Origin of the sequence: Paramesorhizobium leguminum (assembly GCF_003217235.1) — a bacterium.
Lineage (GTDB): Bacteria > Pseudomonadota > Alphaproteobacteria > Rhizobiales > Rhizobiaceae > Paramesorhizobium > Paramesorhizobium leguminum.
Genome location: NZ_QJTF01000002.1, coordinates 26,260 through 51,985, shown reverse-complemented (window position 1 = coordinate 51,985; position 25,726 = coordinate 26,260). Strand labels below are relative to the sequence as shown.

At 60.2% G+C, this 25,726-nt stretch carries 26 protein-coding genes; 15 read left to right on the top strand and 11 right to left on the bottom strand.

Annotation, left to right across the window (positions count from 1 at the left end):
- Positions 1 to 44: 44 nt before the first annotated feature.
- Positions 45 to 491: a DoxX family protein gene (locus C7477_RS01810; protein WP_245411688.1), complete on the bottom strand. Its 447-nt coding sequence runs from the start codon at positions 489 to 491 to the stop codon at positions 45 to 47.
- Between the two features lie 174 nt (positions 492 to 665).
- Here C7477_RS01810 and C7477_RS01805 point away from each other — a divergent pair, with 174 nt between their 5' ends.
- The 6 genes from C7477_RS01805 to C7477_RS01780 all read left to right on the top strand — a co-directional run bounded on the left by C7477_RS01805 (position 666) and on the right by C7477_RS01780 (position 5,297).
- Positions 666 to 1,841 (top strand): ABC transporter permease, encoded by a 1,176-nt coding sequence (locus C7477_RS01805; RefSeq protein WP_110748795.1) that lies wholly within the window; start codon positions 666 to 668, stop codon positions 1,839 to 1,841.
- Between the two features lie 11 nt (positions 1,842 to 1,852).
- On the top strand, positions 1,853 to 2,707 hold the full coding sequence (locus tag C7477_RS01800; RefSeq protein WP_110748295.1) for an ABC transporter ATP-binding protein: 855 nt from the start codon (positions 1,853 to 1,855) through the stop codon (positions 2,705 to 2,707).
- A 3-nt stretch (positions 2,708 to 2,710) separates the two neighbouring features.
- Positions 2,711 to 3,706, top strand: a complete 996-nt coding sequence (locus C7477_RS01795) for an MlaD family protein (RefSeq protein WP_110748293.1) — start codon at positions 2,711 to 2,713, stop codon at positions 3,704 to 3,706.
- 83 nt (positions 3,707 to 3,789) lie between these two features.
- Positions 3,790 to 4,380, top strand: a complete 591-nt coding sequence (locus C7477_RS01790) for an ABC-type transport auxiliary lipoprotein family protein (RefSeq protein ID WP_110748290.1) — start codon at positions 3,790 to 3,792, stop codon at positions 4,378 to 4,380.
- Positions 4,381 to 4,450: 70 nt separating this feature from the next.
- Complete coding sequence (locus C7477_RS01785; RefSeq protein WP_110748287.1) at positions 4,451 to 4,699, top strand: hypothetical protein; 249 nt, start codon at positions 4,451 to 4,453, stop codon at positions 4,697 to 4,699.
- Between the two features lie 88 nt (positions 4,700 to 4,787).
- Complete coding sequence (locus tag C7477_RS01780) at positions 4,788 to 5,297, top strand: ImmA/IrrE family metallo-endopeptidase (protein WP_110748284.1); 510 nt, start codon at positions 4,788 to 4,790, stop codon at positions 5,295 to 5,297.
- A gap of 115 nt (positions 5,298 to 5,412) precedes the next feature.
- On the opposite strand, the gene C7477_RS01775 is transcribed toward C7477_RS01780, so the two are convergent.
- Both C7477_RS01775 and C7477_RS18675 read right to left on the bottom strand, forming a co-directional pair.
- Complete coding sequence (locus C7477_RS01775) at positions 5,413 to 9,969, bottom strand: apolipoprotein A-IV repeat region-like domain-containing protein (protein WP_110748281.1); 4,557 nt, start codon at positions 9,967 to 9,969, stop codon at positions 5,413 to 5,415.
- A gap of 152 nt (positions 9,970 to 10,121) precedes the next feature.
- Positions 10,122 to 10,406 carry a hypothetical protein gene (locus C7477_RS18675; protein WP_146226047.1) on the bottom strand — a complete coding sequence of 95 codons (285 nt, stop codon included), beginning with the start codon at positions 10,404 to 10,406 and terminating at the stop codon, positions 10,122 to 10,124.
- Here C7477_RS18675 and C7477_RS01770 point away from each other — a divergent pair.
- The 3 genes from C7477_RS01770 (at position 10,392) to C7477_RS01760 (ending at position 12,249) form a co-directional block, all read left to right on the top strand.
- A complete protein-coding gene (locus tag C7477_RS01770) occupies positions 10,392 to 10,796 on the top strand; it encodes an Hpt domain-containing protein (RefSeq protein ID WP_110748278.1) in 405 nt (134 codons plus the stop codon). The genes C7477_RS18675 and C7477_RS01770 overlap by 15 nt on opposite strands.
- Before the next feature lie 94 nt (positions 10,797 to 10,890).
- The gene (locus C7477_RS01765) at positions 10,891 to 11,214 is read left to right on the top strand and encodes a 2Fe-2S iron-sulfur cluster-binding protein (protein WP_110748275.1); all 324 of its coding nucleotides are present in this window, start codon (positions 10,891 to 10,893) and stop codon (positions 11,212 to 11,214) included.
- 9 nt (positions 11,215 to 11,223) lie between these two features.
- Positions 11,224 to 12,249 carry an NAD(P)/FAD-dependent oxidoreductase gene (locus C7477_RS01760; RefSeq protein ID WP_110748272.1) on the top strand — a complete coding sequence of 342 codons (1,026 nt, stop codon included), beginning with the start codon at positions 11,224 to 11,226 and terminating at the stop codon, positions 12,247 to 12,249.
- A 52-nt stretch (positions 12,250 to 12,301) separates the two neighbouring features.
- On the opposite strand, the gene C7477_RS01755 is transcribed toward C7477_RS01760, so the two are convergent.
- Positions 12,302 to 12,937 carry a DUF922 domain-containing Zn-dependent protease gene (locus C7477_RS01755; RefSeq protein ID WP_110748269.1) on the bottom strand — a complete coding sequence of 212 codons (636 nt, stop codon included), beginning with the start codon at positions 12,935 to 12,937 and terminating at the stop codon, positions 12,302 to 12,304.
- 133 nt (positions 12,938 to 13,070) lie between these two features.
- Between C7477_RS01755 and folP the strand changes: the two genes are divergently transcribed.
- From folP to C7477_RS01735, 4 genes are all read left to right on the top strand, one after another.
- Positions 13,071 to 13,907, top strand: a complete 837-nt coding sequence (gene folP / locus C7477_RS01750) for a dihydropteroate synthase (RefSeq protein ID WP_110748793.1) — start codon at positions 13,071 to 13,073, stop codon at positions 13,905 to 13,907.
- 14 nt (positions 13,908 to 13,921) lie between these two features.
- Positions 13,922 to 14,428, top strand: coding sequence for a 2-amino-4-hydroxy-6-hydroxymethyldihydropteridine diphosphokinase (folK, locus tag C7477_RS01745; RefSeq protein WP_245411687.1), 507 nt, complete (start codon positions 13,922 to 13,924; stop codon positions 14,426 to 14,428).
- Between the two features lie 69 nt (positions 14,429 to 14,497).
- Complete coding sequence (locus C7477_RS01740; protein WP_110748263.1) at positions 14,498 to 14,749, top strand: type II toxin-antitoxin system HicA family toxin; 252 nt, start codon at positions 14,498 to 14,500, stop codon at positions 14,747 to 14,749.
- Positions 14,746 to 15,084 carry a type II toxin-antitoxin system HicB family antitoxin gene (locus C7477_RS01735; protein WP_110748260.1) on the top strand — a complete coding sequence of 113 codons (339 nt, stop codon included), beginning with the start codon at positions 14,746 to 14,748 and terminating at the stop codon, positions 15,082 to 15,084. The genes C7477_RS01740 and C7477_RS01735 overlap by 4 nt, the downstream gene beginning before the upstream one ends.
- 36 nt (positions 15,085 to 15,120) lie before the next feature.
- Here the strand turns inward: C7477_RS01735 and C7477_RS01730 are convergent, their stop codons facing one another.
- The 4 genes from C7477_RS01730 to C7477_RS01715 all read right to left on the bottom strand — a co-directional run bounded on the left by C7477_RS01730 (position 15,121) and on the right by C7477_RS01715 (position 18,915).
- Complete coding sequence (locus C7477_RS01730; RefSeq protein WP_110748257.1) at positions 15,121 to 15,654, bottom strand: hypothetical protein; 534 nt, start codon at positions 15,652 to 15,654, stop codon at positions 15,121 to 15,123.
- A 137-nt stretch (positions 15,655 to 15,791) separates the two neighbouring features.
- Positions 15,792 to 16,895: a YcjF family protein gene (locus tag C7477_RS01725; protein ID WP_110748254.1), complete on the bottom strand. Its 1,104-nt coding sequence runs from the start codon at positions 16,893 to 16,895 to the stop codon at positions 15,792 to 15,794.
- Positions 16,892 to 18,352 carry a YcjX family GTP-binding protein gene (locus C7477_RS01720; RefSeq protein ID WP_110748251.1) on the bottom strand — a complete coding sequence of 487 codons (1,461 nt, stop codon included), beginning with the start codon at positions 18,350 to 18,352 and terminating at the stop codon, positions 16,892 to 16,894. Before C7477_RS01720 ends, C7477_RS01725 begins: the two co-directional genes overlap by 4 nt.
- A gap of 47 nt (positions 18,353 to 18,399) precedes the next feature.
- Complete coding sequence (locus C7477_RS01715) at positions 18,400 to 18,915, bottom strand: SixA phosphatase family protein (protein WP_181418312.1); 516 nt, start codon at positions 18,913 to 18,915, stop codon at positions 18,400 to 18,402.
- Between the two features lie 236 nt (positions 18,916 to 19,151).
- Between C7477_RS01715 and dksA the strand changes: the two genes are divergently transcribed.
- On the top strand, positions 19,152 to 19,568 hold the full coding sequence (dksA, locus tag C7477_RS01710) for an RNA polymerase-binding protein DksA (RefSeq protein WP_110748245.1): 417 nt from the start codon (positions 19,152 to 19,154) through the stop codon (positions 19,566 to 19,568).
- Between the two features lie 15 nt (positions 19,569 to 19,583).
- Here dksA and C7477_RS01705 read toward each other — a convergent pair whose 3' ends face one another.
- From C7477_RS01705 to C7477_RS01695, 3 genes are all read right to left on the bottom strand, one after another.
- The gene (locus tag C7477_RS01705) at positions 19,584 to 20,609 is read right to left on the bottom strand and encodes an FUSC family protein (protein WP_146226046.1); all 1,026 of its coding nucleotides are present in this window, start codon (positions 20,607 to 20,609) and stop codon (positions 19,584 to 19,586) included.
- Between the two features lie 5 nt (positions 20,610 to 20,614).
- Positions 20,615 to 21,187, bottom strand: coding sequence for a cysteine hydrolase family protein (locus C7477_RS01700; RefSeq protein WP_110748240.1), 573 nt, complete (start codon positions 21,185 to 21,187; stop codon positions 20,615 to 20,617).
- Between the two features lie 82 nt (positions 21,188 to 21,269).
- Complete coding sequence (locus C7477_RS01695; protein ID WP_110748237.1) at positions 21,270 to 22,562, bottom strand: flagellar biosynthetic protein FliO; 1,293 nt, start codon at positions 22,560 to 22,562, stop codon at positions 21,270 to 21,272.
- Positions 22,563 to 23,023: 461 nt separating this feature from the next.
- Between C7477_RS01695 and cckA the strand changes: the two genes are divergently transcribed.
- Positions 23,024 to 25,621 (top strand): cell cycle histidine kinase CckA, encoded by a 2,598-nt coding sequence (cckA, locus tag C7477_RS01690; protein WP_110748234.1) that lies wholly within the window; start codon positions 23,024 to 23,026, stop codon positions 25,619 to 25,621.
- The last annotated feature ends 105 nt before the right edge of the window (positions 25,622 to 25,726 follow it).

Here is a 25,726-nt window from a genome sequence, read left to right as displayed (position 1 = left end):
AAAGGCAGTAGGGCGCTAAACGAATTACCCCACTGCCCAATAGCTTAAAACTGCTTGCCGATCTTGGCATCCACCGACTGGCTGTTTGCCCCGCGGATGACGAAGAAAAGCATGATCGCCGACCACAGGATCGATTTTTCGGCGCCCGAATAGCCTTGGCCTTGCACGCCCCAATGGAACCATACGGTGACGAGAAGGACGATCATCGTGGCGAAAGCCGCGGGGCGGGTGAAAAGGCCTATGGCGAGAAGGATGCCGCCGAAGAATTCGGTGGCGGAGAGCAAGGGCGACCAGAAGGTGCCCGGATAGAAGCCAAGGCCTTCGACCATTCCGCTCGCGCCGAATGGGTTGAGTATCTTGCCGTAGCCGTGGGTCACCAATGCGGCGCCGGCGACAAAACGCAGCAAGGTTTCGGCAAATGTGTGCAGCGACGAATAAATGCCGCCCAATGCTGGAATGAAGAGCTTTTGATTTTCGAGATGATGGCTCACTTTTTTGTCCCCTAAAATTGTTTGCATAATGCTGGCGCAATCCTTGGCGCTCTACCATCAATAAAACATGACATTCGGAGCCAAGTAAAATTAATTTGATTGCCACAGATAGCGCGAAATCACATGAGCCTGAAGGACTCGATCAGAATCGAAAAACTCTATAAGCATAAGAACATGTTGACCCATGCTGCGGACGATGGAAGCGCCGCTCCCGACACGAGCCCCAAGATCGACGTGACGCGCGATTCCGCCGGCGCGACGATTGCGCTTGCCGGGCGCTGGACGTCGCACAGCGTCCATCTGGTCGATAATGAAATGCGCAAATTGCAAAGCGAGCAGGGCTTTTCGAGCGCGACGATCGATCTTACTCACGTCGGCGGCCTCGATACGGCGGGCGCGTGGCTGATCGAGCGCCTCGGCCACGCTCTTAGGGCGCGCGATGTGGATGTCAAGCTCAAGGGCAGGCGCGAGGCTTGGCGGCCGCTGCTTGCGGCTGTCGGCGAGGCGGTGGACCGCGACAAGCCGGAGAAGCCGCCGAAGAAGCCGTTTTTCGTCATCCGTCTTCTCGAAGCGCTCGGCAAGCTCAGCTATGCGGCCTGGGATGATTTCGTGATGGCGATGCATATTCTGGGCGCGACCATTCGCGGATCGCAGATGAAGCTTGGGCGCGGGAGCGGCATCAGCTTCGCGCCTATCGTCACCCAGCTCGACCGCATGGGGGTAGGGGCGGTTCCGGTGGTCATGCTGATGTCGGCGATCATAGGCGGCATCATCGCCCAGCAGGGCGCCTTCCAGTTGCGCTATTTCGGGGCGGAGATATTCGTCATCGATCTGGTCGGTATCCTTGTCTTGCGCGAAATCGGCGTGCTGCTGACGGCGATCATGGTGGCGGGGCGCTCGGGCAGCGCGATCACGGCCGAAATCGGGTCGATGAAAATGCGCGAGGAGACGGATGCGCTCACCGTCATCGGGCTTAATCCCGTCGGTGTTCTCGTTTTTCCGCGGCTGGTGGCGCTGGTCATCGCCCTGCCGCTCCTGACAATCCTTGCCGATCTGGCGGCGCTTGCCGGCGCATGTTTCGTGGTGGCGACCTATTCACACATTCCGCCGGCGGCCTTTCTGGAGCGCCTGCGCGATGCCATTGCGGTCTCGACCTATCTCGCGGGGCTGATCAAGGCGCCCTTCATGGCGATGATCATCGGCATCATGGCTTCTGTGGAGGGCATGAAGGTGAAGGGAAGCGCCGAATCGCTCGGTCGCCGCGTCACCGCCTCCGTCGTCAAATCCATCTTCGTGGTCATCGTGGTGGACGGCTTGTTCGCGATGTTCTACGCGGCAATCAATTTTTGAGGCAGCACCGGATGGCCCACGCAATCGAAACCGAACGGGAACAGGCGGATTATGCCGCGGCGCCGGTCATTTCCGTGCGCGATGTCACCGTCTCGTTCGGCAGCCAGACCGTTCTCGACAAGCTTTCCCTCGATGTTTATCCGGGCGAAATATTGGGCTTCATCGGGCCATCAGGCGCGGGCAAATCGGTGCTGATGCGCACGATCCTCGGTCTCAACCAGAAAACATCCGGCGAGATACGCATCTTCGGCTACGATATCGACAAGGTCACGGATATCGAGAAGATGGAGATCGACATGCGCATGGGCGTGCTGTTTCAGCACGGCGCATTGTTCTCTGCGCTAAACGTGCTCGAAAATATCCAGGTGCCGATGCGTGAATATCTCGATCTGTCGCCACGGCTGATGGATGAGCTGGCGCGGCTGAAGATCGATCTTGTCGGGCTGCCGCAGAACGCGGCGGAGAAGCTTCCGTCCGAACTGTCGGGCGGCATGATCAAACGCGCGGCGCTTGCCCGGGCGCTGGCGCTCGATCCGGATATCGTGTTCCTGGATGAGCCGACTTCGGGTCTCGATCCCATCGGCGCCGCGGAATTCGACGATCTGATCGCGAATCTGCGCAATACAATGGGTTTGACGGTCTTCATGGTGACGCATGATCTCGATAGTCTCTTCTCCGTCTGCGACCGCATCGCGGTACTGGGCAAGAAGCGGGTGCTGGTCGATGGCTCCATCGAGGATATGCTCAAGGTTGATGAGCCGTGGGTGAAAGCGTATTTTCGCGGCAAACGCGCCCGCCAGATCGACCCGGCGGCCAAGAAGAGGCGCCGGGCGGAGGGCGGAAGAGATATGGAAGCCACTGGATAAAAGATGGAAACTAAAGCCAATTACGTTCTGGTGGGGATATTCACGCTGCTGGTGTGTCTGGCGGCGTTCGCATTCGTCTATTGGGTGGCCCGCTATGGTGAGAACCGTGATACGGCGCCACTGGAGATACGCATTCCGGGCTCCGTCACCGGCCTTTCCGTGGGCAGCCAGGTGCTGTTCAACGGCATCAAAGTGGGCGATGTGCGCAGGCTTCAGCTTGACCCGACCAACCCCAACATGGTGATCGCGCAGACCGAGGTGAACCGCACCACGCCGATCACCCGCTCGACCAAGGCCCAACTCGCGATGCTGACCCTGACGGGGCAGGCCTATCTCGAATTGAACGGCGGGAGCCTCAACGAGCCGAACCTTCTGGAGGAGGCGGCGAAGACGGACACGGTGGCGCGCATCAATGCTGATCCCTCCGCCTACACCAATCTGCTTTCGACGGCGCAGGACGTGGCGGCCAAGGCCAATAATGTGCTCGACGGGCTGCAAGGGTTCGTCAAGGACGTGCGCGGGCCGCTGACGGAGACGGTGAAAAATACCGAAATATTCACCGATGCGCTGGCCAAGAACTCCAAGATGCTCGACGAGCTTGCCGGAAATGCCGGCGACGTGCAGCAGATCGTCAAGGAGGCGCGGGAGATGATGGGCCGGCTCAATGCGGCTTCGGCGCGCGCCGACAGCGTCATGCAGAAGGTGGACGGGCTGCTTTCCGAAAACAACAAGGACAGCGTCGTGTCGCAAACCAAGGCGACGCTTCAATCCATCCAGCAGACGTCCAATACGCTCAATTCCCGTATCGGGCCCATTGCCGATAATCTGCAGCGTTTTTCGGGGCAGGGCTTGCGTGACGTGCAGGCGCTCGTCACCGACAGCCGGCGCTCGATCCAGCGCATAGAGCAGGCCATCACCGATCTGGAGCGCGATCCGCAGCGCCTCATTTTCGGTGGACAGGGCAACGTCCCGCAATATGACGGGCGCACACGACATTGATACTGATGTGATCCCATGAGATTGATCCTGTTGCAATCCCGTGACATGAAGAGATTCGGCGCGAGAAGGGCTTGTATTTGACCATGCTTCGACAATCCGGGCGTATCGCCGGTCTCATGCTGCTGGCCGTGACCGTCGCCTCTTGCGGTACGGTGCCGCTCGACACCTTCGATCTGACCGCTTCCAGACCCGCGGTAGCGGCGAAGAGCCGGAAGAACCTGCAGATCCTGATCCAGGCCCCCGCCGCGCTCAAGGCGCTGGACGGGCAGAACATCGTCGTCAACACCTCGCCGGACGAGATCGAATATCTCAAGGGCGCGCAATGGGGCGATCGGCTGCCGAGCATCGTGCAATCGCGCCTGGTGCAGGCGTTCGACAATACCGGCCTGTTGGGGGGGGTGGGGCGGCCGGGCGATGGACTCGCTATCGACTATCAGGTCATTACCGATATCCGCACCTTCGGCGTCGATGCATTCACCTCCAACCCCACGGCGACGGTGGAAATCGGCGCGAAGATCATGAACGACAAGAATGGCGAGGTCCGCGCAACCCGCGTCTTCACCGCCTCCGTGCCGGTGCGTGGAAGCGGCAACGCGGCTTACGTGCAGGCGCTCAACGCGGCTTTCGATCAGGTCACGGGTGAGATTGTAAGTTGGACGCTTTCGGTGATTTGAGGAGGCTTGCCGCGCCACTGAAACAGGATATGGTTCCCGAAATGCGCTTAAGTGGGGAAAACGCTGAGGGATGGATAAGGTGGGACAAGGCGGCCAATGGATAGCAGCCTCTCTCGTAGAGAACGGCTCGTTTCTGCTTTCGCTTGTTTCCGCACTTTTGACGGCACTCGGCATTCTTCTGGCCCTTTCGGGAGTCATTGCCTACATAAGGGTCAAGTCGGCGGCGCGAGCGATAGCGGTAGAAGAGGCGAGAAATACCGCTCAAGCTATCGCGGAAAAGGCAGCGAACGACTATCTGAGGCTGAAATCCCGGCTATAATCGCCGCATACTCGGCCTTGGGCCAATCAGCCGTAAGTGATGGTATTGCTGATCAAATTGCTGAGAATCAGGATGAAGGGAGATAGGCATGCGCATGTCCGAGCAGCTTGCTCTCATTAACAGATCTAAGCGTTCGGCACCTGTAGATGTGGAAACACTTTCACATGCTCTTGGCGTTCCGGTTCACTATGCGAATTTGGACAATGATACCTCCGGCATGATCGAGAAAACCGGGCCAAATGAATTTCGTATCATTGTAAATGCCAATCATCCAGAAACGCGGCAACGTTTCACGATAGCCCATGAATTGGGGCATTACATGCTTCACCGGCATTTAATTGGTGACGGCATTGATGAAAACAGAGCTTATCGCAGCAGCGTGAACGGCATTTACAAAAACCGCAACATAGGTCCAGCTCAAGAAACGCAAGCCAATAAGTTTGCGGTGAGTGTTCTGATGCCGGACGGATTGCTGAATATAGTTCGGGATAATCCGAACTATAATAGCCCCGCGGCTCGTGCGCGCGCTCTCGGAGTATCGGAACAGGCCTACTGTATCCGGTCCGGCATACCTCACGAAGCCTCGATGTTTTTCTGATAACGCTTTTTTTGATATTTACGGGAAACCAGCCGTTCTATTTTATCATGAGGCGAATAGAATAAAAAACGCGGCCCGAGAGCCGCGTTTTTCAATTCATCCCGTCATAGCTTCGTTACCGCAGCCGCCCGCTGGCGTGGGCGAGCATGGTGTAGACCTTGCCGGTATCCGAGGTCAGGTAGGTCTGGGTGACCATGTTGTCGCGGTCGTTGCGGGCTACGTCCTCGATCAGGCGCTGGAAATCGTCCATGTAGCGGTCCACCGCGCGGCGGAACTCGCTATCCGACTGGTACTTGCGCTTGATCTCGTCGAAGGTCTGCTGTCCCTTCATCGTGTAAAGGCGGCGGGTGAAGACGTTGCGTTCGCCGCGGCGGTAGCGGTCCCAAAGCTCGACCGATGCGTCGTGATCGATGGCGCGGGCGATATCGACCGATAGTGAGTTGAGTGACTCGACCACGTGGGCCGGGGAGCGCGATGCGCTGGATGGCGGAGCGCGGACAGGCTCTGGCTCTTCCTCACGCGAGGCGCGGGCCAGAAGATCGGAAACCCAGCCGCCGCTGCCGCTGCTGCGCGGTGCCGCAGCGGCGGCTATCGCCGCCGTTGTCCGATCCCGGCTATTGCCGACACCCATCGACTCCTCGAATGCGAAGCTGCGTTCCGGTTGACGGGGCGCCGGAGCCGCCGGAGCAGGAGCAGCCGGTGCGGGGCGTGGCGCCGGGCGGGAAACGGGCCGGTCCGCCCGGCTTTCGCCGACATCGACCAGACGGCCGGATTTATTGACGATTTCCGCCAATTCCCTCAGCGCGCTGATCTGTTCGGAAACCGCCTTGCGCATGGCCTTGGTGGATTCCTTGGCCTCGGCGGGCATATCGAGTACGCCGCGCTTGAGTTCGCCACGCGTCTCGTCGAGTTCGGCGCGGATTTCCGCTGCGGTGCGGCGGATATCCTCGGTGGCGCCGGCAAATTTCTGCGACGCCTGCTCGACCACGTCGGAGATGGCGGCGCGCATCTGCTCCGCCGACATCCGTGTGCGGCCTTCGGCGCGCTCGAAAGCGGTCGAAACCAGCTTTTCGAAGGAACGCATGAAGTGTTCGATGCCTTCGGACCGCTCGGTCAGGCCGGCGGCGAGATTCTGCAACGCCTGGCCGCGTTCTTCCAGGGTGACGGCCAGATTGTCCTGGGCGGCGCCGATCATCGAATTGGCGGAACCCAGAACCCTGCTGTGCTCCTCGAAGCGCTCGGCGATGTCGGCGATCTGTTTGAGCGTTTCATTGGAAAGACCGCTCAGCGTATGGATGTTGTCATCGATAAGCCTCGAGGAGGAGGCGAAGGTCTGGGCCGCGCGGTTTGTGTTTTCAGCAAAGACCGTCGTGGTGTTGAGCAGGCGCGTATCGATATTGCCAAGATTACGCGTGGCCATCTCGATGAGATTGCCAAGCTTGGCGTTGGAGCCTGCCAGGCGGTCGATGAGGTCATCGACATTTTGCGACAGGCCGCTTTTGGCCTCCTGGATGGCGGAAATGGTTTCCGCGGTGCGGCTGGCGAGGGCGCTGACGAGCGCCGCATTTTCCGCGCGCAGCCGGTCGGTCGCCGCGTGGGTGGCTTCTTCCAGCTGGGTTGCCAAGCCTCGGCCGCTGTCGGCAAGGCGCTCGACGAGCGGTTCCGCCGTATCGTTGAGAATGCGGGTGATCTCCTGCGAGCGCGCAGCGAGCACGGCGTTGAGTTCGCGGGTGCGCTCCTCCAGTGTCGCGGAGGTGTTTTCCGTCACATTGGCGATCCGTGCCTCGATGGAACCCAGTTCGGTCGCAACGCGCGAGCCGATTTCGCCAAGGTTCGATGCGATGGCGTCGGCGCGCTCGTTCAGGCGGGCTTCCGTTGAGGAGAGGTTCTCGATGAGATGGGCGCTGAAGAAATTGCCATACCCGTCCAGCGCCTCACCGGCCTTGGCCGCTTCGGCCGACAGCGTGCTGGCAGCTTCGTTGATTTTTTCACGCAGCGCGCCGGCAACCACCGATGCGCTCTGCTCAAGCGATTTGCGCACATTATCGACGCCCATCGTCAGCGCCTTCTGCATGGTCGAGGTGCGTTCGTCGATTATGCCGGTCTGCTGGTCGAAGGCTTGTTCGATGGATGCGCTGCTCTGGCCGATGGTCTCCTGCAGCATGGCCGTACGCTGCTCAAGAATGCTATTCTGGTTCAGGAGCGTTTCGCCCAGAGTTATAGCCGTATCCGCCAGGACCACGCGGATCTCAGCGGTACGATCCTCGATCAGACGTTCGTGACCGCCAAGTGTTTCGGCAATATTGGCGTGGTTTTGCGCGAGGATGGACCCGAAGAACTCCGTGCGGTCGTCCATGGCGCGGGCATGGTCATTGAGGGTCGCATCCAGCATTTCACGGCTTTGGCCAAGCGTGGCGTGGATTTCGGCAGTGCGTTCATCAAGTGCGCGCGCAAGGCCATCCTGGCCGGCGGACAGGATGCTGTGAACGTCATTGGCCTTTTCATCGATCGTGCGGACGATCGCATCCTGGCTGCCATCCAGGATTTCCCGGATGCCGCGGGTGCGTTCGTCAAGCGCGCGGATGAGCGCGTCCTGGCTCTCGCCGAGGATATTCTGAACCCCATGGGTGCCATGATCGATCGACCGGGCGTGCTCATCAAAGGCGTTCTGAAGGATCGCATTGTTTTGGGCCAGTGCCGTGCGGATGCCGATGACGCGCTCGTCCAGCGCGGCGCTATGAATCTGGAAAGTCCTGTCCAGAAGCTCGCTGTTATCCTCGATCGCGGCGCGAACAGCGGCGGTGCGTTCCTCAAGCAGCGAGGCATGGTTCTCGGTGACCCCGCCAAGGGCCGCCGCGCTGGCGGCAACCGCGTTCTGGATATTGGCCGTATGAGCGGCGAGGGTGTCGGCGTGATCGCGAATGACCGCCGAAACACGATCCGTCTCGCCGGAAAGCGACGCCGCCAGCGCATCCCGGCCTTCGGCCAATTGGTCTGCGAAGTTCGCTGCCTTCTCGTTGAGCAGGCTCCCGACCGAGTCGGCGATACCCGAGAGGTCGCTCGATATCCGCGTCTTGGTTTCGTCCATCACCTCGCTGATCGTGGAGCGGCCTTCGGAGAAGGTCTCGGCAATTTCACGGGTGCGGGCGATGAGGTTTTCGTTGATCTGGCGCGCGCGTGCCTCCAGCGCCGCATTGAGCTTCTCAGTGCTGGCATCGAGTGATTGCGCGCGGGTCTCGAATTCGTTCAGCAGGGAGCGTCCACGTTCAGCAAGCGTGTTGTCAAGATTGGAAAGACGCGAGTCGAACTCGCTGACCATGTTCTGCGTGGTATCTCCGAGAAGCGAGGCGATGCTGCTGGTGCGTCTGTCGAGCGAACTTTCAAGCGTCGTCACCACATCCTGCGTCTTGTCGCCAAGGGCGGTGATGCGCGTATCCAGGAGCTCGGCGAGCTCCTTTCCGGAGGTCGCGATACGCGTCGAAACATCGATGGCGCGGGTGTCGATCGCGGAGGTGATCGTATTGCCGCTCTCGGCGAGACGATGAACAAGATTTTCGCCGGAAAGCGCCAGCTGTTCCGTCAATTGCGACGATGTGCCAAGTACGTTGTCACGAATGGCGCTGGCGGCGGCGGTCAGTTCATCTTTCAGCTGTTCATGAGCGCCTGATATGGAAGAGCGAACCCGCTCGGCATGGGTGAGTACGGCCTCGCGCTCATTGCCGAGTTCGCCGACCAGCGTACGGATGCGGATTTCATTATCCGTATAGGCCCGCTCGAGTTCGTTGACTTCGGTCTGGACCAGCGTTTCAAGCTCGACGGCGCGGGCAAGCGTACGCTCGATTCCCTCGCTCATAGCCGCTACTTCGCGGCGAACCGCCTGTCCAAGCGTGGCGACGCGATCGCTGGATGCCGATTCCGGCTCGGCGAGACGCATTGCCGCCTCGGTCATCGTGCGCGCCGCGAACTGCATTTCCTGCGCGCGGCGCAGCATGTGGGCAAAGCCCCAGAACATCAGTACCGGAACGGCGATGCCGGTCGCCACCGCGAGGCCGGTAGGCGTTGTGAAGAAATTGCTTAAAGCGCTGGTGGAAGCGAGCGCGGCAGGGTTGAGAGAATGGCTGACGGCCAGGCCTCCGGCAGCCCAGAGCGCGCTTATGGCGGTCGTCGTCCAGTAGATCCGGCTCGATGGCCGTTGCGCGAGGCCGCGTGGTTGCAATACGCCGTCGCGGCGCAGATCGTCATTGGCCGGGGTCAGCGCTGCCGCCTTGGGCTGCGCAGACGATGCTGCCTGAGCACTCTGAGACGAGTGGGCTTGAGTGAGGAACGCGGGTGGCGCGTCTATCGGCTCCGACGGCGAGGCGGAAGCAGCCGCGGCTTCCTTGACCGTTGTGGTGGAAGATGTCTTTGCCGGTATACGGGGAGGCTTTGGGGGCGGAGGGGGGGATGCCACCTCGGCGCCTGCCGAAACTGCAAGCGTACCCTTCTTGTCACGCGCAAGTTCCGCTGCGGCGCGTGAAATCTGCTCCTCCAGCTCGCTCCGCAGAAAACTATCATCGAACGAGCCGAGGTTCATATCAATTCCCAGGTTCTCGTCGAAATCGAAATCGAGAGCCTTTTCCAGCGCTTGCTCAACTTCGAGGTCGATTTTCTCCACCGTGGTTTTGGGTGCCATCGCCGTTACTTACCTCGTACTCACCGCTGATGTGCATCGGCGTGGATGCCACATCGAACTCATTAACGCCCGCCTTGATCGTACCGGCACATATTCCGGAATGAAACAGTTGAATTCGCAACTGCTTAAAAGTTTAAATACAAGGTTAACGCTTACGGCCACAGGCCCTGCAAACTCCATGTTTTTCCGCGATTACGCCGTCTTAACCAAGTTGTGGAAATCTTGATCGGCGGGCCAAGCGCGAGCCGCGAATATGCCACTTTTCCAGCGAAACAGGAATGCACCACGCGGCTTCGTCCACAACGGATTTGCAGCATGAACGATGCGTTCATGAGCGGTTCATTGGTGGCGAAATAAACCGTTCTCAAGTTTGTTCCAGTCGCATTCATGCGCTGCCCGATAAAATACTCAAGGAGAATAAAATGGCGGTTGCCCATCAAAGCCAGGCTCAAGTTTCTCATTTGCAGAACCACGCAATTGCATTCACCAAACCTGGTGGTGAAGCCGCGCGCCCGTCCCGGGGACGCCCAATCGACCTGGTCCATCTCGCCCGCCAGACTCTTGGCGACCGGGCGCTCGAGGCGGAAGTATTGTCGCTGTTTTCCAGGCAGGCCGGCAGCATCGCCAGCCGGATCGGCCAGGGGATGGGGAAGGAAAGGGGACTTCTCGCGCATTCGCTGAAAGGTTCGGCGCGTTCCATCGGCGCTTTCCGCGTGGCGGAGCTTGCCGAAAGGGTCGAGGCCGATCCGGCCAATGACAACGCGGCAAGCACTCTGTGCGACGCGCTGACGGATGTGCAGCAGTTCATCGCCGCCATCAGCCGGTAGCCTGTAGCCGCCTTTCCGTCCCAAGTCAGAGAGGCGGTTGCACTCTGGCCGGCAAAGCAGTATCTGCGTGGCCAAGATACCGCTTGGGACCAGCATGACCAAAATCACCTTTGTTTCGTTCGACGGCGCGACGCGCACGGATGTGGAGGCGGAAAACGGCTCCACCGTGATGGAAAACGCCATTCGCAACGCCATACCCGGCATCGATGCGGAATGCGGCGGCGCCTGCGCCTGCGCGACCTGCCATGTCTATGTGGACGAGGCATGGGCGGACAAGGTCGGCGAGCCTTCGCCGATGGAGGAGGACATGCTGGACTTCGCCTATGACGTGCGCCCGAATTCGCGGCTTTCCTGCCAGATCAAGGTGAAGGACGATCTGGATGGCCTCGTCGTGCATGTTCCAGAGCGGCAGAGCTAGGATAACGAAATGAGCGACATCATCCGCACGGACGTAGTGATCATAGGCGCCGGCCCGGTTGGGCTTTTCGCCGTTTTCGAGCTTGGGCTCTATGATCTCAAATGCCATCTGATCGACATTCTCGACCGTCCGGGCGGCCAATGCGCGGAGCTTTATCCCGAAAAGCCAATCTACGATATTCCTGCATGGCCCGAGATTTCGGGGCAGGCGCTGGTCGATCGGCTAATGGAACAGATCAAGCCGTTCTCGCCGCAATTCCATTTCAACCGCATGGTCACGCGGCTGGAGCGCCAGGCGGATGGCGGGTTCCATGTCGAGACGGACGAGGGCGAAATCTTCGAGGCCAAGGTGGTGGTGATCGCCGCCGGCGGCGGCTCCTTCCAGCCGAAGCGTCCGCCGGTGCCAGGCATCGAGGCCTATGAGGGAACGAGCGTCTTCTATTCGGTGCGCCGCATGGAGGCTTTCCGCGACCAGGACGTGATGATCGTCGGCGGCGGCGATTCCGCGCTCGATTGGGCGCTCAATCTTCAGCATGTCGCCAAGAGCCTGACGCTCGTGCACCGGCGCGCCGAATTCCGCGCCGCGCCTGACAGCGTCAAGAAGATGTTCGAGCTGGTGGACAGCGGCGGCATCAGCTTCGAGCTCGGTCAGGTAACCGGCTTGAAGGGCGAGAACGGCGAATTGTCAGCCGTGACGCTTAAAGGCCCTGACGGCGAGAAGGAGCTTCCCGCCACGCGGATGCTGCCGTTCTTCGGCCTGACGATGAAGCTCGGGCCGGTCGCGGAGTGGGGCCTGAACCTGCATGAAAACCTCATCGCCGTCGATACGGAGAAGTTCGAGACCTCCGAACCCGGTATTTTCGCCATCGGCGACATCAACTGGTATCCGGGCAAGCTGAAGCTGATCCTCTCGGGCTTCCACGAGGCGGCGCTGATGACCCAGGCGGCAAAGCGCATCGTCAGTCCGGGCGAGCGGGTGGTGTTTCAGTATACGACATCCTCGACCAGCTTGCAGAAGAAGCTCGGGGTGCAGTGAGGTTAGTGAGCAGAGAACGGTGAGCAGTGAGCAGTGAGCCCCATTTCCTACCTTACTGCTTACTGCTCACCGTTCGCTGCTCACTGATCATCCGCTCCAGCCTGTACGTCAACAACCGCTCGAAGCGTTTTTCGAAATTGAGCGTCTCGACATAATCGAACTTCTTTTGCGCGATGTCGTGGGCCTTCATCAGTTGCTCTGTCACCTTGTTGATATCGGCGCGCAGGAGCGCGCAATCGGGCCGTGAAGGCAGCGCCCTGACGGCTCGTTCGATCTCGCTTGCATGGGTGCGGGCGATGATGATGTGGCTTTCCTCATGACGCTTGATATCCTGGGACAGCGTGTCCCAGACGAGCGCCAGTTGCGGCTCCGCCTTGCGGCGCTGTTTCCAGCGCGGCAGCATGACCTTGGCATAGACATTCACATAGACGCCGGTGACGCGGCAGGCCCGGCCATCGGAGCGATAGCGCGCCTTGGCATCGAAGCGGATCTGCGCCGCGCCCGGATGATGATTGCCGGTGCTTTTCAAGAGCGGGCCGCCGCGCGCAAGGCCCTTGTCGAGGTCGGCCGCCGTTTTGCCGGTGATGCTATAATAGCTATAGGTGCGATGAACGGTAGCGGCATCCGCCGTGGCGGCCGCGAAAATGAGGATGGCGGTCGCGGCCAGAACCTTGCGCAGGGAAATCATTTCCAATCCGGTTCCTTTGCAGCTTTACCGCATATAACAATTTCGGTGGCGGATAGGTTCACCATGCCCCACAATCGTCAAGAGAAATATAATTGTCGTGGGAATCGTGGTCCCGAAAATGCAGGGCAATCTGATGCGAAGAGAATGGAGGCTGGCGCATGGGCGCAGCCTGATTTTGGGAGAGGAGGCCGTGATCATGGGCATCCTCAACGTGACGCCGGATTCCTTCTCCGACGGCGGACGTTATGCCGATCTTCCGAGCGCGGTTGAGGCTGCGCAGACCATGCGGGCGGAAGGGGCTGCCATCATCGATGTGGGCGGCGAATCCACGCGACCGGGGGCCGATCCCGTCGATGCGGCGACCGAGCAGGCGCGCATCCTGCCGGTGATCGAAGCGCTCGCCGAGGATACCGATTGCATCATTTCCGTGGATACCTATCGGGCTGAAACCGCGCGGCTCGCCATCAGCGCCGGCGCGCATATCGTCAACGATGTCTGGGGTTTGCAGCGCGAACCTGATATCGCCGATCTGGCGGCGGAGGTGGGGGCAGGACTCGTCATCATGCATACGGGCCGCGAGCGTGAGCGCGAGCCGGATGTGATCGCCGACCAGTTCGCGTTTCTCAACCGCTCGCTTGAAATCGCGCACGCGGCGCATGTGGAAAACAGCCAGATCGTGCTTGATCCGGGCTTCGGCTTTGCCAAGGACACCGGCGAGGGCATTGCGCTGATAGCGCGGTTCGTGGAATTGCAGCGCTTCGGCTTTCCGCTTCTGGTGGGTACGTCGCGCAAGCGGATGATCGGTGCGCTGACGGGGCGGGACATGGCGGAGCGGGATGCAGGCACGGCGGCGACCTCCGCCATCCTGCGGCTTGCGGGCGCCGATATCTTCCGGGTGCACAATGTCGGCATGAACAGGGATGCGCTCAAGATTGCGGATGCGGTGCTGAACGCGCGTGCAAGCGCATGAGCGGGCAGGGGATTATGTGCAAAGCCTGGCTCGGTCTTGGCGGCAATGTTGGCGATCCGGTCGCGTCGATGGGGCAGGCGTTGCGCGCGCTTGATGAGCGCGAGGATACGCGTGTCGTAGCCGTCTCATCCGTCTATCGTACGCCGCCTTGGGGCAAGACGGATCAGGACTGGTTCCACAATGCTTGCGCGGAAGTTGAAACCAAGCTTTCGCCCGTGGCGCTGCTTGACGCTTGCCTCGATATCGAAAAGCGGATGAAGCGGCAGAGGGGAGAACGCTGGGGACCGCGCACCATCGATATCGATGTGCTGGCGTTCGAAGGCGTCGAGGAATTGCAGGCTCCGGCGCTCACCTTGCCGCATCCGCGCATGACCGAGCGGGCTTTCGTGCTGGTGCCTTTGGCGGAGATTGCGCCGGGGATAGTGGTTGATGGCCGGACTGTCGAGGAATGGCGGAGCCAGTGCGATGATGAGGGGGTGGAAAGGGTAGAGGGGGAGGGAATGTGGTGGAGTCCCGAATAGGAGTGATTTATTTGCAACCAAATTTCAGTTGCAAAAATCCGTCGTAATCGTTAAATTGGGGGAGGCGGTATGACGCAACTAGACAAGCTGATTGATGAGTTCAAGCGATGCGCGGGGCCGTTTCAGTACAAGAAGTTGGTCCGCATACTGGAAGGGCTTGGATATGATGAGAAGCCCACCAGCGGGGGCAGCAGGAGGCGCTTCCTCAATCCTGACACCGGCCACATCATTACCTTGCACGAGCCGCATCCAAGGAATGAAATCCATCTCTACCTTGTCAAACAGGTCCGGGATGCATTGATATCGAAGGGGTTGATATGAAGACGCTGCATTATCGAGGATATCAGGGGGCCGTCGAGTTTGAGGATGGTCACCTCTTCGTGCGCGTTCTGCATGTGGATGACGTTCTGGTGGCTCAGTTCGACAACGCAGGCGAAGCCCACAAGATTTTTCGTGAACTGGTTGACGGATATCTGGCGGATTGCACGGAATTCGGGCGAGAGCCAAACAAGCCGTTCAAGGGTTCGTTCAATATACGCATTCCGCCCGAACTGCACCGGCGCGTTGCAATATTGAGCGCCGAAAGCGGAATTTCACTGAACACATGGGTATCTGAAGCAATTTCAGAAAAAGCTGGACAGCAATCACATCATTGATTGCGTCAAAGGGGCGACGGTGGAGGCACGCCTTCCCTAGTTCTTCGCGATGCTGCTCACAGCTGCCGCATCGACGCGCTTCAGGCTCATGCCGATGACCGGCACGAGTTCCTTTTCCACGCGGACGGAAACCGTGACGTTCATGGTGTTTTCATCCGCGATGCGGGCGAGCATTGCGCCGTTCAGCTGCTTGCGGTTCAAGCCGAATACGACGCGGTCGCGGCTGACGGTGCCGGAGGTAACATCCAAGCCTTTGCCGGCGGCGCCATCGTTGAATGCGCCGCTATAGGTACTTCCCTTGCGCGTGACGGTCGCCTTCATCGGTTGTGAGAAAACGCCGACGCGGCAGGTGCCGTCCAGCGTCATGCCGATGTCGTTCTCAGGTGTAGAGCCGGCAAGCGTGCAGGTGAATTTGGTGCCCTTGTATTTTCCGGCGACGATTTCGCCTGGGCCGGTCCATTGTCCCTCGACATTACGGAAGAAGCGCTCATCCGTATCGGAGGCCGCCGCCGGGGAGGCCGCGCCTGCCAGGGGCAACAGGAAAAGACAAGCGACAACGCAATTTTTCATAAGGATGAACTCGGATTTTGAACGGGGGGCATTCAACTGACAATAATCGGTTGGATTGGTTAATGCTTCGTTTGTAACGCGCCGATTGTCAATGTTAGCCGCATGGTCTTGTCCGCAAAATCTGCAACTTTTCAGGATCATGCCTCGTCCTTCTTCTCACCACCGAGCTTTGCCAAGTCGCCGATAAAGTCGCCGATCCCCGGCCGTTTTTCGCCGATAAAGGGGAAGGGGCGGACGATATCCATGGCGGAGATGCCTATGCGCGCGGTCATCAGGCCGTTGATGACGCCTTCGCCAAGCTTGGCGGAAAGTCGTGAGGCGAGGCCATGGCCAATGATCTGCTGGACGAAACTATCCCCGACCGCGAGGGTGCCGGTGACGGCCAGATGGGCGATGACGCGCCGCACCAGTTTCAGGAAACCGAGCGTGCCGGGACGGCTGCCATAGAGCTCCGACAGGCGGCGGATCAGCCTTGCGGCCTCGAAGACGACATAGCCGATATCGACCAGCGCGCGCGGGCTGACCGCCGTGACGATGGAAACGCGCTTGGCGGCAGCGAGGATCAGCCCGCGCGCCTCGCGGTCGAGCGGGCGGAGGATTTCCGTCTCGGCGAGGCGAATCAGGTCGCGCCCGTCGATGATGTCGTCGCTCAGCGTATTCAACATTTCCCGCCCGCGCGCCGTGGAGGGCAGGCCGGAAGCGATGGTTGTCAGCTTCGATACGGCATCACGCGCGGCTTTTGCATCGTCACGCGTGGCCGCATCGGCGGCTTCCTCGCGCAGATGCTGCACGGAGGCGAGCCGTCTCAGCGCCAGCGTCTCGCGGACGATGATGACGAGGAGCGCCAGAAGCGCGATGCCGGCGACGCTCAAGCCCGCCCAGCCGAGCCATGTGGCGCGGTCGAACAGGGCGCGGACCAGATCGTCGGTCCATATGCCGATGGCGAGCGAAAGGAGAATGCCAAGCGCGCCCGCGAGGATACCGCCGAAGGGGAATTTCTTGCGCGGCGGCAGGGTAGGCGGCGGGGTGAGGGCGTCGAGCTCGTCCGTGTCCATGCCTTCCGCGTCGAACACATCGACGGGCGCCGGGGTGACCACGGCGATATCGCGGATGGCCGTCGGCTTGCGCGGGGCTTCCGGCTTTTTCTTCTCCGGACCGGGCGCGGCTTCCTTTCCCTCGACGGAAACCGTGGAACTGTCGAGGCGGAAGGCGGCGGGCCTGCGGGGCGGTGTCCCGGTCATGCGAGGCGGTCTCCGATCAGGAATTGCAGCGCGCGGTCGAGCCGGATGTGCGGCAGCGACAGCGTGATGCCCTCGGCGGTACGCTCCAGCCTCGGCGGGCGGAAGCGGACGAAGCGGATGATGTCATGGGCGGGATGGGCGGCTTCTTCAAAAATCGATTCCGGATTTGCCGGCAAGTCACCGGGAAATATGGCGGTTTCCGTTTTCCCATCGAAGATTTCGCCATCGATCATCTCGCCCTTCAGCGGTGTGCCGATGATGACGGGCAGGGTTTCCCGGCCCTGTTTGACGGTCGCCTCGCGGGTGGCGCGGACGGCGGCCATGGCCAGCACATCCACATGCGCGCCGGAAAAATCCGCGCGCTTGATCGCCCGGTCGACCAGCCGGCGGACGATGGCCTCCAGCCGGTCATGGCTTTCATGGTGCAGATGGTCCGCCTTGGTGGCGGCGACGAGAATGCGGCCTATGCGGCGTTGTACGAGGCCTGTGAGGAAATTGGTCCGGCCCGGACGGAAACAGGAGAGAATCTCGGTGAGCGCGCGTTCGAGATCGGCAACGGCGGGAGCGCCGGCATTCATCGCCTGCATGGCGTCGATGAGCACGATCTGGCGGTCGAGCCGCGCGATATGCTCGCGGAAGAAGGGCTTGACCACATGGGTCTTGTAGGCCTCGTAGCGCCGCTCCATCATGGCGGCGAGGGAGCCTTGCGGGAATTTCCCTGGCGTCAGGTCGGGCAGGGGCGCGAAGGTGAGGGCGGGCGAGCCGTCGAGGTCACCGGGCATGAGGAAGCGTCCGGGCGGCAGGGTGGAGAGCGCCTTCTCATCCGCCTTGCCGGCGCGCAAATAGGCGGTGAAGCTCTTGGCCAGCCGCTGCGCCATCAACTCGTCCGCTTCCGCCTCGGAATCGATGATCCCTGCCTCGGCCAGCCATTGCCGCGCGGGCTCCGCATGGGCGGGCAGGCGGGCCAGATCGAAGGAATCGCGCGAAAAATCCGCATAGGTTTTGGCCAGAAGCGGCAGATCGAGTAGCCATTCGCCGGGATAATCAACGATATCGACCGAAAGTCGGCCAGCAGAGAGGACCCTGTTCCACGCGGAGGCGGATTCATATTCGATGGTCAGGCGAAGTTGCGAGACGGCGCGGGTGGATTCCGGCCATTCCCGCTCATCGAGGAGCGCTTTCAGATGTTCCTCATATTGAAAGCGAGGAACGGCATCGTCCGGCTGCGGCTCCAGAAAGGCGCGGGAGATGCGGCCCTGTTTCTGCGCTTCAAACAGCGGCAGACGCCCGCCATGAATCAAATTATGCACCAGTGCGGTGATGAACACCGTCTTGCCGGCGCGGGAAAGGCCGGTGACGCCGAGACGCAGCGACGGGGAAACGAGGCCGCCCGTGCGGTCGACAAGCGTATCGAGGGCAATCTTCGCCTCGTCGGTCAGGGTGGTCAGTGTTCCCAATGTGCCCTCTTGGAATTGCTAACGGTCTGAGATCATAACCAAAACAGTTAAATATCGACTATATCGTCCGGCGTGATGAATGCGCGCAAGATTCCCTCGCGTGGCTGGGCATGTTCAAGGGGGGCGTGAAAATCGATGACTGCCAGGGCCGCTGTGGGGAAGCCGTGGAGGAGCCTTGCCAGCGAGGCCGGGTCGCCCTCCGCCGCGAGCATGAGCGCCAGTTCATGTATCGATGGGTTATGTCCGATCAAAAGCAGGGAAGAGAGGTTCCCGTTTTCATGGATCGCATCAAGATAGCCATCGGCATTGGCTGAATAGAGCGCGGCGCTTGTCATGGCAGGGAAGGGGGCGGGGAGCGTCAAGCGCAGATTGTCGAGCGTTTCGCGCGTGCGTTTCGCCGCCGAGCATATCGCCTGTTCGGGAGTAAACCCCGCCGCTTCCATGGCCGAGCCCATTTTTCGGGCGGCTTGCGCGCCTTCCTCATCAAGCGGGCGGTCGAAATCGTTCATTCCGGGCACGGCACGGGCCGCTTTCGCATGGCGTAGAAGATAGAGACGACTCATTTTCATACCCCTGATCGCTTCGATGCTGCGCTTTTTCATACCGCACACGCCGCCCCATTGTCGCCGGATCGCGATGCCAAAAGCACATTTTTGTGGATGGTAAAGGCGAGGGCGCTGCAATCACCTGCAAAATCAATGCACTAAAAAGTGGTGCTGCTCGCTTATTTCTTGTTGTGCGATGTTGCGTCTGGACCTATATAGGCGCTCGCGTCTCCTAGATGTGGGGTGATTCAGACATGAGTGAATTGATTAACCTTGACTACAGGCCCACTGAAGACGAACCGTTCATGAACGAGCGGCAGAAGTCTTATTTCCGCGCAAAGCTGGTAGCCTGGAAAAATGATATCCTTCGCGAGGCCCGCGAAACGCTCGAAGCCTTGCAGCAAGAAAACGCCAACCATCCAGATATTGCTGACAGAGCCTCATCGGAAACCGACCGTGCAATCGAATTGCGCGCCCGGGACCGCCAGCGCAAGCTGATCTCCAAGATCGATGCCGCCTTGCAGCGCATCGATGACGGCACATACGGGTTCTGCGAGGAAACCGGTGAGCCGATCAGCCTCAAGCGGCTGGATGCCCGGCCCATCGCCACGCTCTCCATCGAAGCGCAGGAGCGGCACGAGCGGCGGGAAAAGGTGTATCGCGACGATTGAGGGGGAAGAGGTTCTCTAAATCTTCCGCGCTGGCTTCAAATGCTGGGCTGCCAGGTGGGCCGCGAGGACAAATAGCGCGCCTATGACGCCGCCGAGAATGACATTGACAATCCGTTCGCTCGCCACGCTTACCGATTGGCCGGCAAGCATTATTGCGAGCGATACCAAGCCGCAGCGTACGCCGAAACCGACGACATAGCTGCGGAAGGCCGTCAATGTCAGGAAAACGCCAAGAATGACGACGCCATAGGTCGTTTCGGAGTGTGGTATGGCAAGACCGGCAAGGATGCCCAAGGGCACGCCGGCCAACGCGCCTATGGTGCGGTCGCGTAATTTCAGCCGTGAGCTTGCCGTATCTCCCGTCACGACACTCGCAGCCGACCAGATCACCCATTGCCCATGGTCGAGATGCCCCCATTCCACAAGGAATGCCGCCGTCCCCACCGCCAGGATGACCGCTGCCATATCCTCCAGATAGGGGACGTGATCTCCGAATGGATCGTTCTTCGTCAAACGCATGAAATGGCGCATGAAATGGCGAAGACCATCCGCCTTTTTAGTGTGCCAATGATCGACCACGGATTGCACCATGGTGGGAATGATCGCGATCGCAATATAAGGGAGAAATGCCGTCGCTGTCGGCCAATACAAATCACGGGGCAGCCTTTCCGTCATTTCGCAGGCAAGATAGAGAGCGGGAATGAATGTGAAATTGCCGAGCGTACGCAATTTGCTCCCCTCCGCCGCCATGCGGATCGTTGCCGCCGACATGAGCGCGCATCCCAGCACGAAAAGCGGCTGGAACAGGAGCGAAAGGAATAAAAACAGGAACCCGACGGCAATCGCAAGGCCATGCAGCAGAACGCCGAGCGGAGCCAGTTCGGTACGCTCCCAGGCGATCTGGATGCAGATCGCCACCAGGGCCACGTCGATCCAGAGCGGATTGTTCAAGACGAGCGATAGAAGAACAAAGGGCGCGACGACAAGCGTTGTCCTGAAAAGCGGGCGCCACGTGATTTCAGGAAGAGCTATAGCCTGCAAGTGAATCACATGCCTCGCATATCATCGACATGGATGATTTTCGCGATCCGGGTGAGGCGGTTGATCGCCGCTTCATGCTCTTCGCCGGTTGCCGCCGCGCAGGCGTCCTCCGCGATGCAGACCTCATAATCCCGATCATGCGCATCGCGCGTGGCCGCTTCAACTGCCCAAGTGCTGCTTACGCCGGCGATGACGAGGCGCTCTATCCGGTTCGCTCTAAGCGCCGCGTCAAGCCCTGTGCAGTAGAAGGGATTGACCCGTGGCTTGACGATGATGAGGTCTGCGAGGTCTGCTCTCAGGTCAGGATGAAACTCGGTGCCCGGCTTCCCAAGCGCCAGCGCGCCAAGTTCATTGGCGCGTCCGAAGAGCGGCGAGTTCTTGGGCTGGTCCTTGTAATTGTTAGAAAAGCCAACCTTGACGAGGATGCTGAGCCAGCCCTTTTCACGGGCGATAGCCAGGGCCTCGTTGGCCTTGGCTATGACGCCGCGCTCCTTCGCCTGCGCGGCGGAGGCGGCGATCTTGCCGCTTGGGTCCACTATATCGACGATATAATCGAGGCCGATGAATGCGGTTTTCATGACGCGTTCTCCTATGGCGATGAGCGTTTCAATGTCTCCCTCTACCAGCTATCCCCTTTCAGCACGTTTGGCTGGGCGTGACTTAACTTCCCCTGCTTCTCGACAGCTCGCCAAGCAGCTTTTCCATTTCGTCTTCGAGTTCGCTGATTGACTCCTCCTCCAGTTCATTCTCAGTGGAGAAGGTCTTTGGCTCAGTGGAGAAGGTCTTTGGCGCGCCGGGAAAGATGTTGAGCTCGCTCGTTGGCTTGTCGTACTCTTCGGGTTCTATATCGTCGATGGTGAATTCATCGAAGAGGGCGTCGTGCAGTTCGTCGCTGAACGTGTCGAGCCTATCGGAAATATCTTCCTTTGGGTGAGAAACGGAAGGGAATGGCGTGACGGAACTTTCCTCGGAGCGAACGGATGGCCGTTCATTCGGTATCTCGATATCCGGCGATATGTCGTTATCCGGAAAGGACGGAGGCGCTTTTGCGGCAACCGGTTCGGCCTGTGGCATCTCCCGGCTGGGCGCGATGTTGAGGCTTGCTGCGCCGCCCGATGCCAACGTTGCGCCGGACGTGGCGCTGATCACGCCCTGAGCCACCTGGCTCAACGGATAGGCCGGGTGAGCGCGAACAGACTGGATGCCGGGCTGCGGCGCCGCAGCGCGCGGCGTCTGAGGCGGAATGGGCGCGGGGCGAGGCGGCTGGCTGAACTGGGGCGCCGGCCGGGGTGCTGCCGGGGCCTGAACTGGCTGCATAACGGGCCTGACAGCTGACTGGACCGGTGGACGCACCGCTGCAACGGTGGGGCGCGGGCGTTCAGGCGCGCGCTCCTGGGCGCGTTCATATGTTCTTTCCGAAGGCTTTTCCGGGAACGGCGTAACGGAAGCAGGGGCTTGCTGCCTAGCGACGGGAGCCGGATTGTTTGCCGGCGTGGGCGGCGTCACGTGCGCGGCAGGCGCAGGCTCGATGGAGGGTTCGGCTTCACGCGTCTCAAGGGGTGGAGAAACTGGCGTGGCGGTGCGCTCCGCGCGCGGTTCCCGGCCAGGATTCGCAGCCGGAATACGGTCGTTTGCGGTCACGGCGTTCGCGGAAGTGCCTGAATGAATATTCTGCTCGACGACGATATCGGTCGGGCCGCCGATCAGAAGCAAATGTTCGACATCATCGCGCCGGACAAGGACGAGCCGGCGGCGGCTATCGACCGCAGCTGCATCCATGACGGACAGGCGCGGCGCGCGCCCGCGCCCGCCGGCGACGAAAGTGCCGCCGGCAAAGCGGCGGATGAGGCCCAACACCACGACGATCGCCAGCAGGACCAGCAGGAACAGGCAGACGAAACCCGCAATGCGTGCCGCATTCTCACCGACAATTCCACTCAGCCACTCGTACATAACGCTTTTCTCCTCAAGAAGCATGACCCCGAAAAGTTGCAGATTCTTCGGGATCGTGCAGCTTATCTTCTCAAAACACGATCCCGAACCGAAGATCAGCGCCAGCTTGGCGCATTTTTCGGCAAGTTCATGCGACTAAACTGGAATTGCAGCCATGGGCTGCCATCCCATTGCCTTGCCGGAAGGCTTTGCAATTTCATAATGTCAGGATATGCGACGAAAGGGATCAAAGGAAACAATCAAAAATTAAGTATTCTTGTTACCGCCCTGTAACCAACAGAAAATCCGGCGATTGGGGCGAGAATGCGGCCTGTTCGCACTCGAAGGTGGTGTTATGGTGCTTTCCTTGGCCAAATTTCCTTCGTATGGGTTCCGGAATTCGGGAATGTATGATCCAAGAATTTGAGAATCGCGTATTCCAGCATTTCGGCGATAGATTAGAATAAGGGGCTGAGAGCCATATGTCTCAAGCGGCACGGACCGATCTTTATCCAAAGCCGATCGTCTCGGGTCGCAGAGGCCCTGGTGCCGCGATCCGGCTTCTGGTTCTGGGTATTTTGCTAACGGGCGCAGCCCTTCTTTATTTCCTCTTTCGCGATGAGTTGGGGGAGCCCTTCCTGCTTGGGCTTCTCGGCGTTTTGGCGATGGTTGGCGTCTTCTATCTGTTCGGCGCTGCCATCGGCCTTATCCAATTCACGCCGCGCGCGATGGGCGACGATCTGGCCCATGCGTTTATCGATTCAATTCCCGAAGGCACGGTTATTCTGGATAGCCGGGGCAGGATCGTCTATGCCAACCAGGCTTATGCGGTGTTGACAGGCACGGCGGAAGCCACAGATATGCGCACACTCGATACGATCCTTTCCGTCGAGCCCGGCGCCTCGGATGCGATCTACCGCCTGGCGAATGCAGTGCGCGACGGCGTGCCTGCGCAGGAAGAGGTACGGCTTTCCCATCCGATGGCTTCGTCAGCCGATGGGCTGCGGGCGGCGGGGCCTACATGGTATCGCATCAAGGCGCGGCCTATCGCCTCGACACCGGATCACAAGGGACCGCTTTTTGCATGGCAGGTTGCCGATATCTCGGCGGAGAGGGCGGAACAGGAGCGCTTCTTCCAGGATCTGCAGGAGGCCATCGACCATCTCGACCATGCGCCGGCCGGGTTCTTCTCCGCCGATGCCGCGGGTCGGATTGTCTATCTTAACGCGACGCTTGCCGAGTGGCTGGGCGTCGATCTCACCCAATTCATCCCCGGATCGCTGACGCTTAACGATATTGTTGCCGGCAACGGCATGGCGCTGGTCAATTCGGTCAAGGCCGATCCGGGCTCCAGCCGCAACACCGTACTGGACCTCGATCTGGCGAAGCTGAACGGGCAGAGTCTCGCGGTGCGCTTCTACCACCGGGTGCAGGCGCAGCGTGATGGCAAGCGCGGCATGAGCCGGACGATCGTGCTCAACCGTGCCGAGGGGGAGGACGCGTCCGCGACGCTCAGGGCAGCGGAAGTCCGGTTCACGCGGTTTTTCAATTCGGCGCCGATGGCCATCGCCGCTGTGGATGCCAAGGGCAATACGTTGCGCACCAATGCGCGTTTCCTCGATATTTTCTCCTCCGCTGTCGACAATGATGCTCTCGACGGTGGCATAAAGCTGGAAAATGTCGTGCATGAGCGTGACCGCGAGGCCTTCTCCAAGGCGCTGACGGCGGCCTTTGCCGGACAGGCGGAAATCTCGCCGATCGATACGGTGCTTCCAGGCGATGAACAGCGGCATATCCGTTTCTATGTCAGCCCCGTCTCCGATGTCGGCGGCGAGGCGGCGGAAGAGGCGGCGATCGTTTCCGCGGTCGAGACGACGGAGCAGAAGGCCCTGGAAGGGCAGATGGCGCAGAGCCAGAAGATGCAGGCGGTGGGCCAGCTTGCCGGCGGCATCGCGCATGATTTCAACAATGTGCTGACGGCGATCATCATGTCGTCGGACCTGCTGCTGACCAATCACCGCGCGTCCGACCCGTCCTTCCCCGATATCATGAACATCAAGCAGAACGCCAATCGCGCGGCATCGCTGGTGCGCCAGCTTCTGGCCTTCTCGCGCCGGCAGACGCTGCGGCCGGAGGTGCTGGATCTCACCGATGTGCTCGCCGACCTTCGGATGCTGCTCGCTCGGCTCGCGGGCAAGGACGTTGAGTTGAAGATCGATCATGGCCGCGACCTGTGGCCCGTGCGTGCGGATCTGGGACAGTTCGAGCAGGTTGCCGTCAATCTCGCCGTCAATGCGCGCGATGCCATGCCCGATGGCGGCACGATCACGATGCGCACCCGTAATGTGAGCCAGGCGGAGGCGGCCACTTTCAATTATCGCGATCTGCCCGCTGCCGATTATGTTCTTGTCGAAGTCGAGGATACCGGCACGGGCATCGCGCCGGATGTGATCGAAAAGATCTTCGAGCCGTTCTTCACCACTAAGGAAGTGGGCAAGGGGACCGGACTCGGCCTGTCGATGGTCTACGGCATCATCAAGCAGACGGGCGGCTTCATCTATTGCGATTCGGAACTGGGTAAAGGCACCACTTTCAAGATTTTCCTGCCGAAGCATGTGGAAACGGCTGCGAGCGCGGCGGAAGCCCTGGCCGAGAACAACAGGAAAGAGAAGGAAAGAAAGGCTGACAAGCCCCGCGATCTTTCCGGCTCCGCGACCGTGCTCCTCGTCGAGGACGAGGATGCGGTGCGCATGGGCGGGGTGCGGGCTCTGCAATCGCGCGGCTATACCGTGCACGAGGCGTCGTCCGGCGTGGAGGCGCTGGAAGTGCTCGCCAGCCTTGACGGCAAAGTCGATATCATCGTTTCCGACGTGGTGATGCCCGAGATGGACGGCCCGACACTTCTGCGCGAATTGCGCAAGGATCATCCCGACATCAAGTTCATCTTCGTTTCCGGCTATGCGGAGGATGCCTTTGCGAAAAACCTGCCGGCGGAAGCCAAGTTCGGCTTCCTGCCCAAGCCTTTTTCGCTCAAGCAACTTGCGACGGCGGTGAAGGAGATGCTGGAAGCGGAAGATTGATTGCTTGGCGTTCACCAAAATAGGAAGATTGCTGCTTGTGCGGCATGGAAATCGGAAGATTGATGCGTTATCGATTGCCATTCGCGGCATAAGTGAATTAAGTCA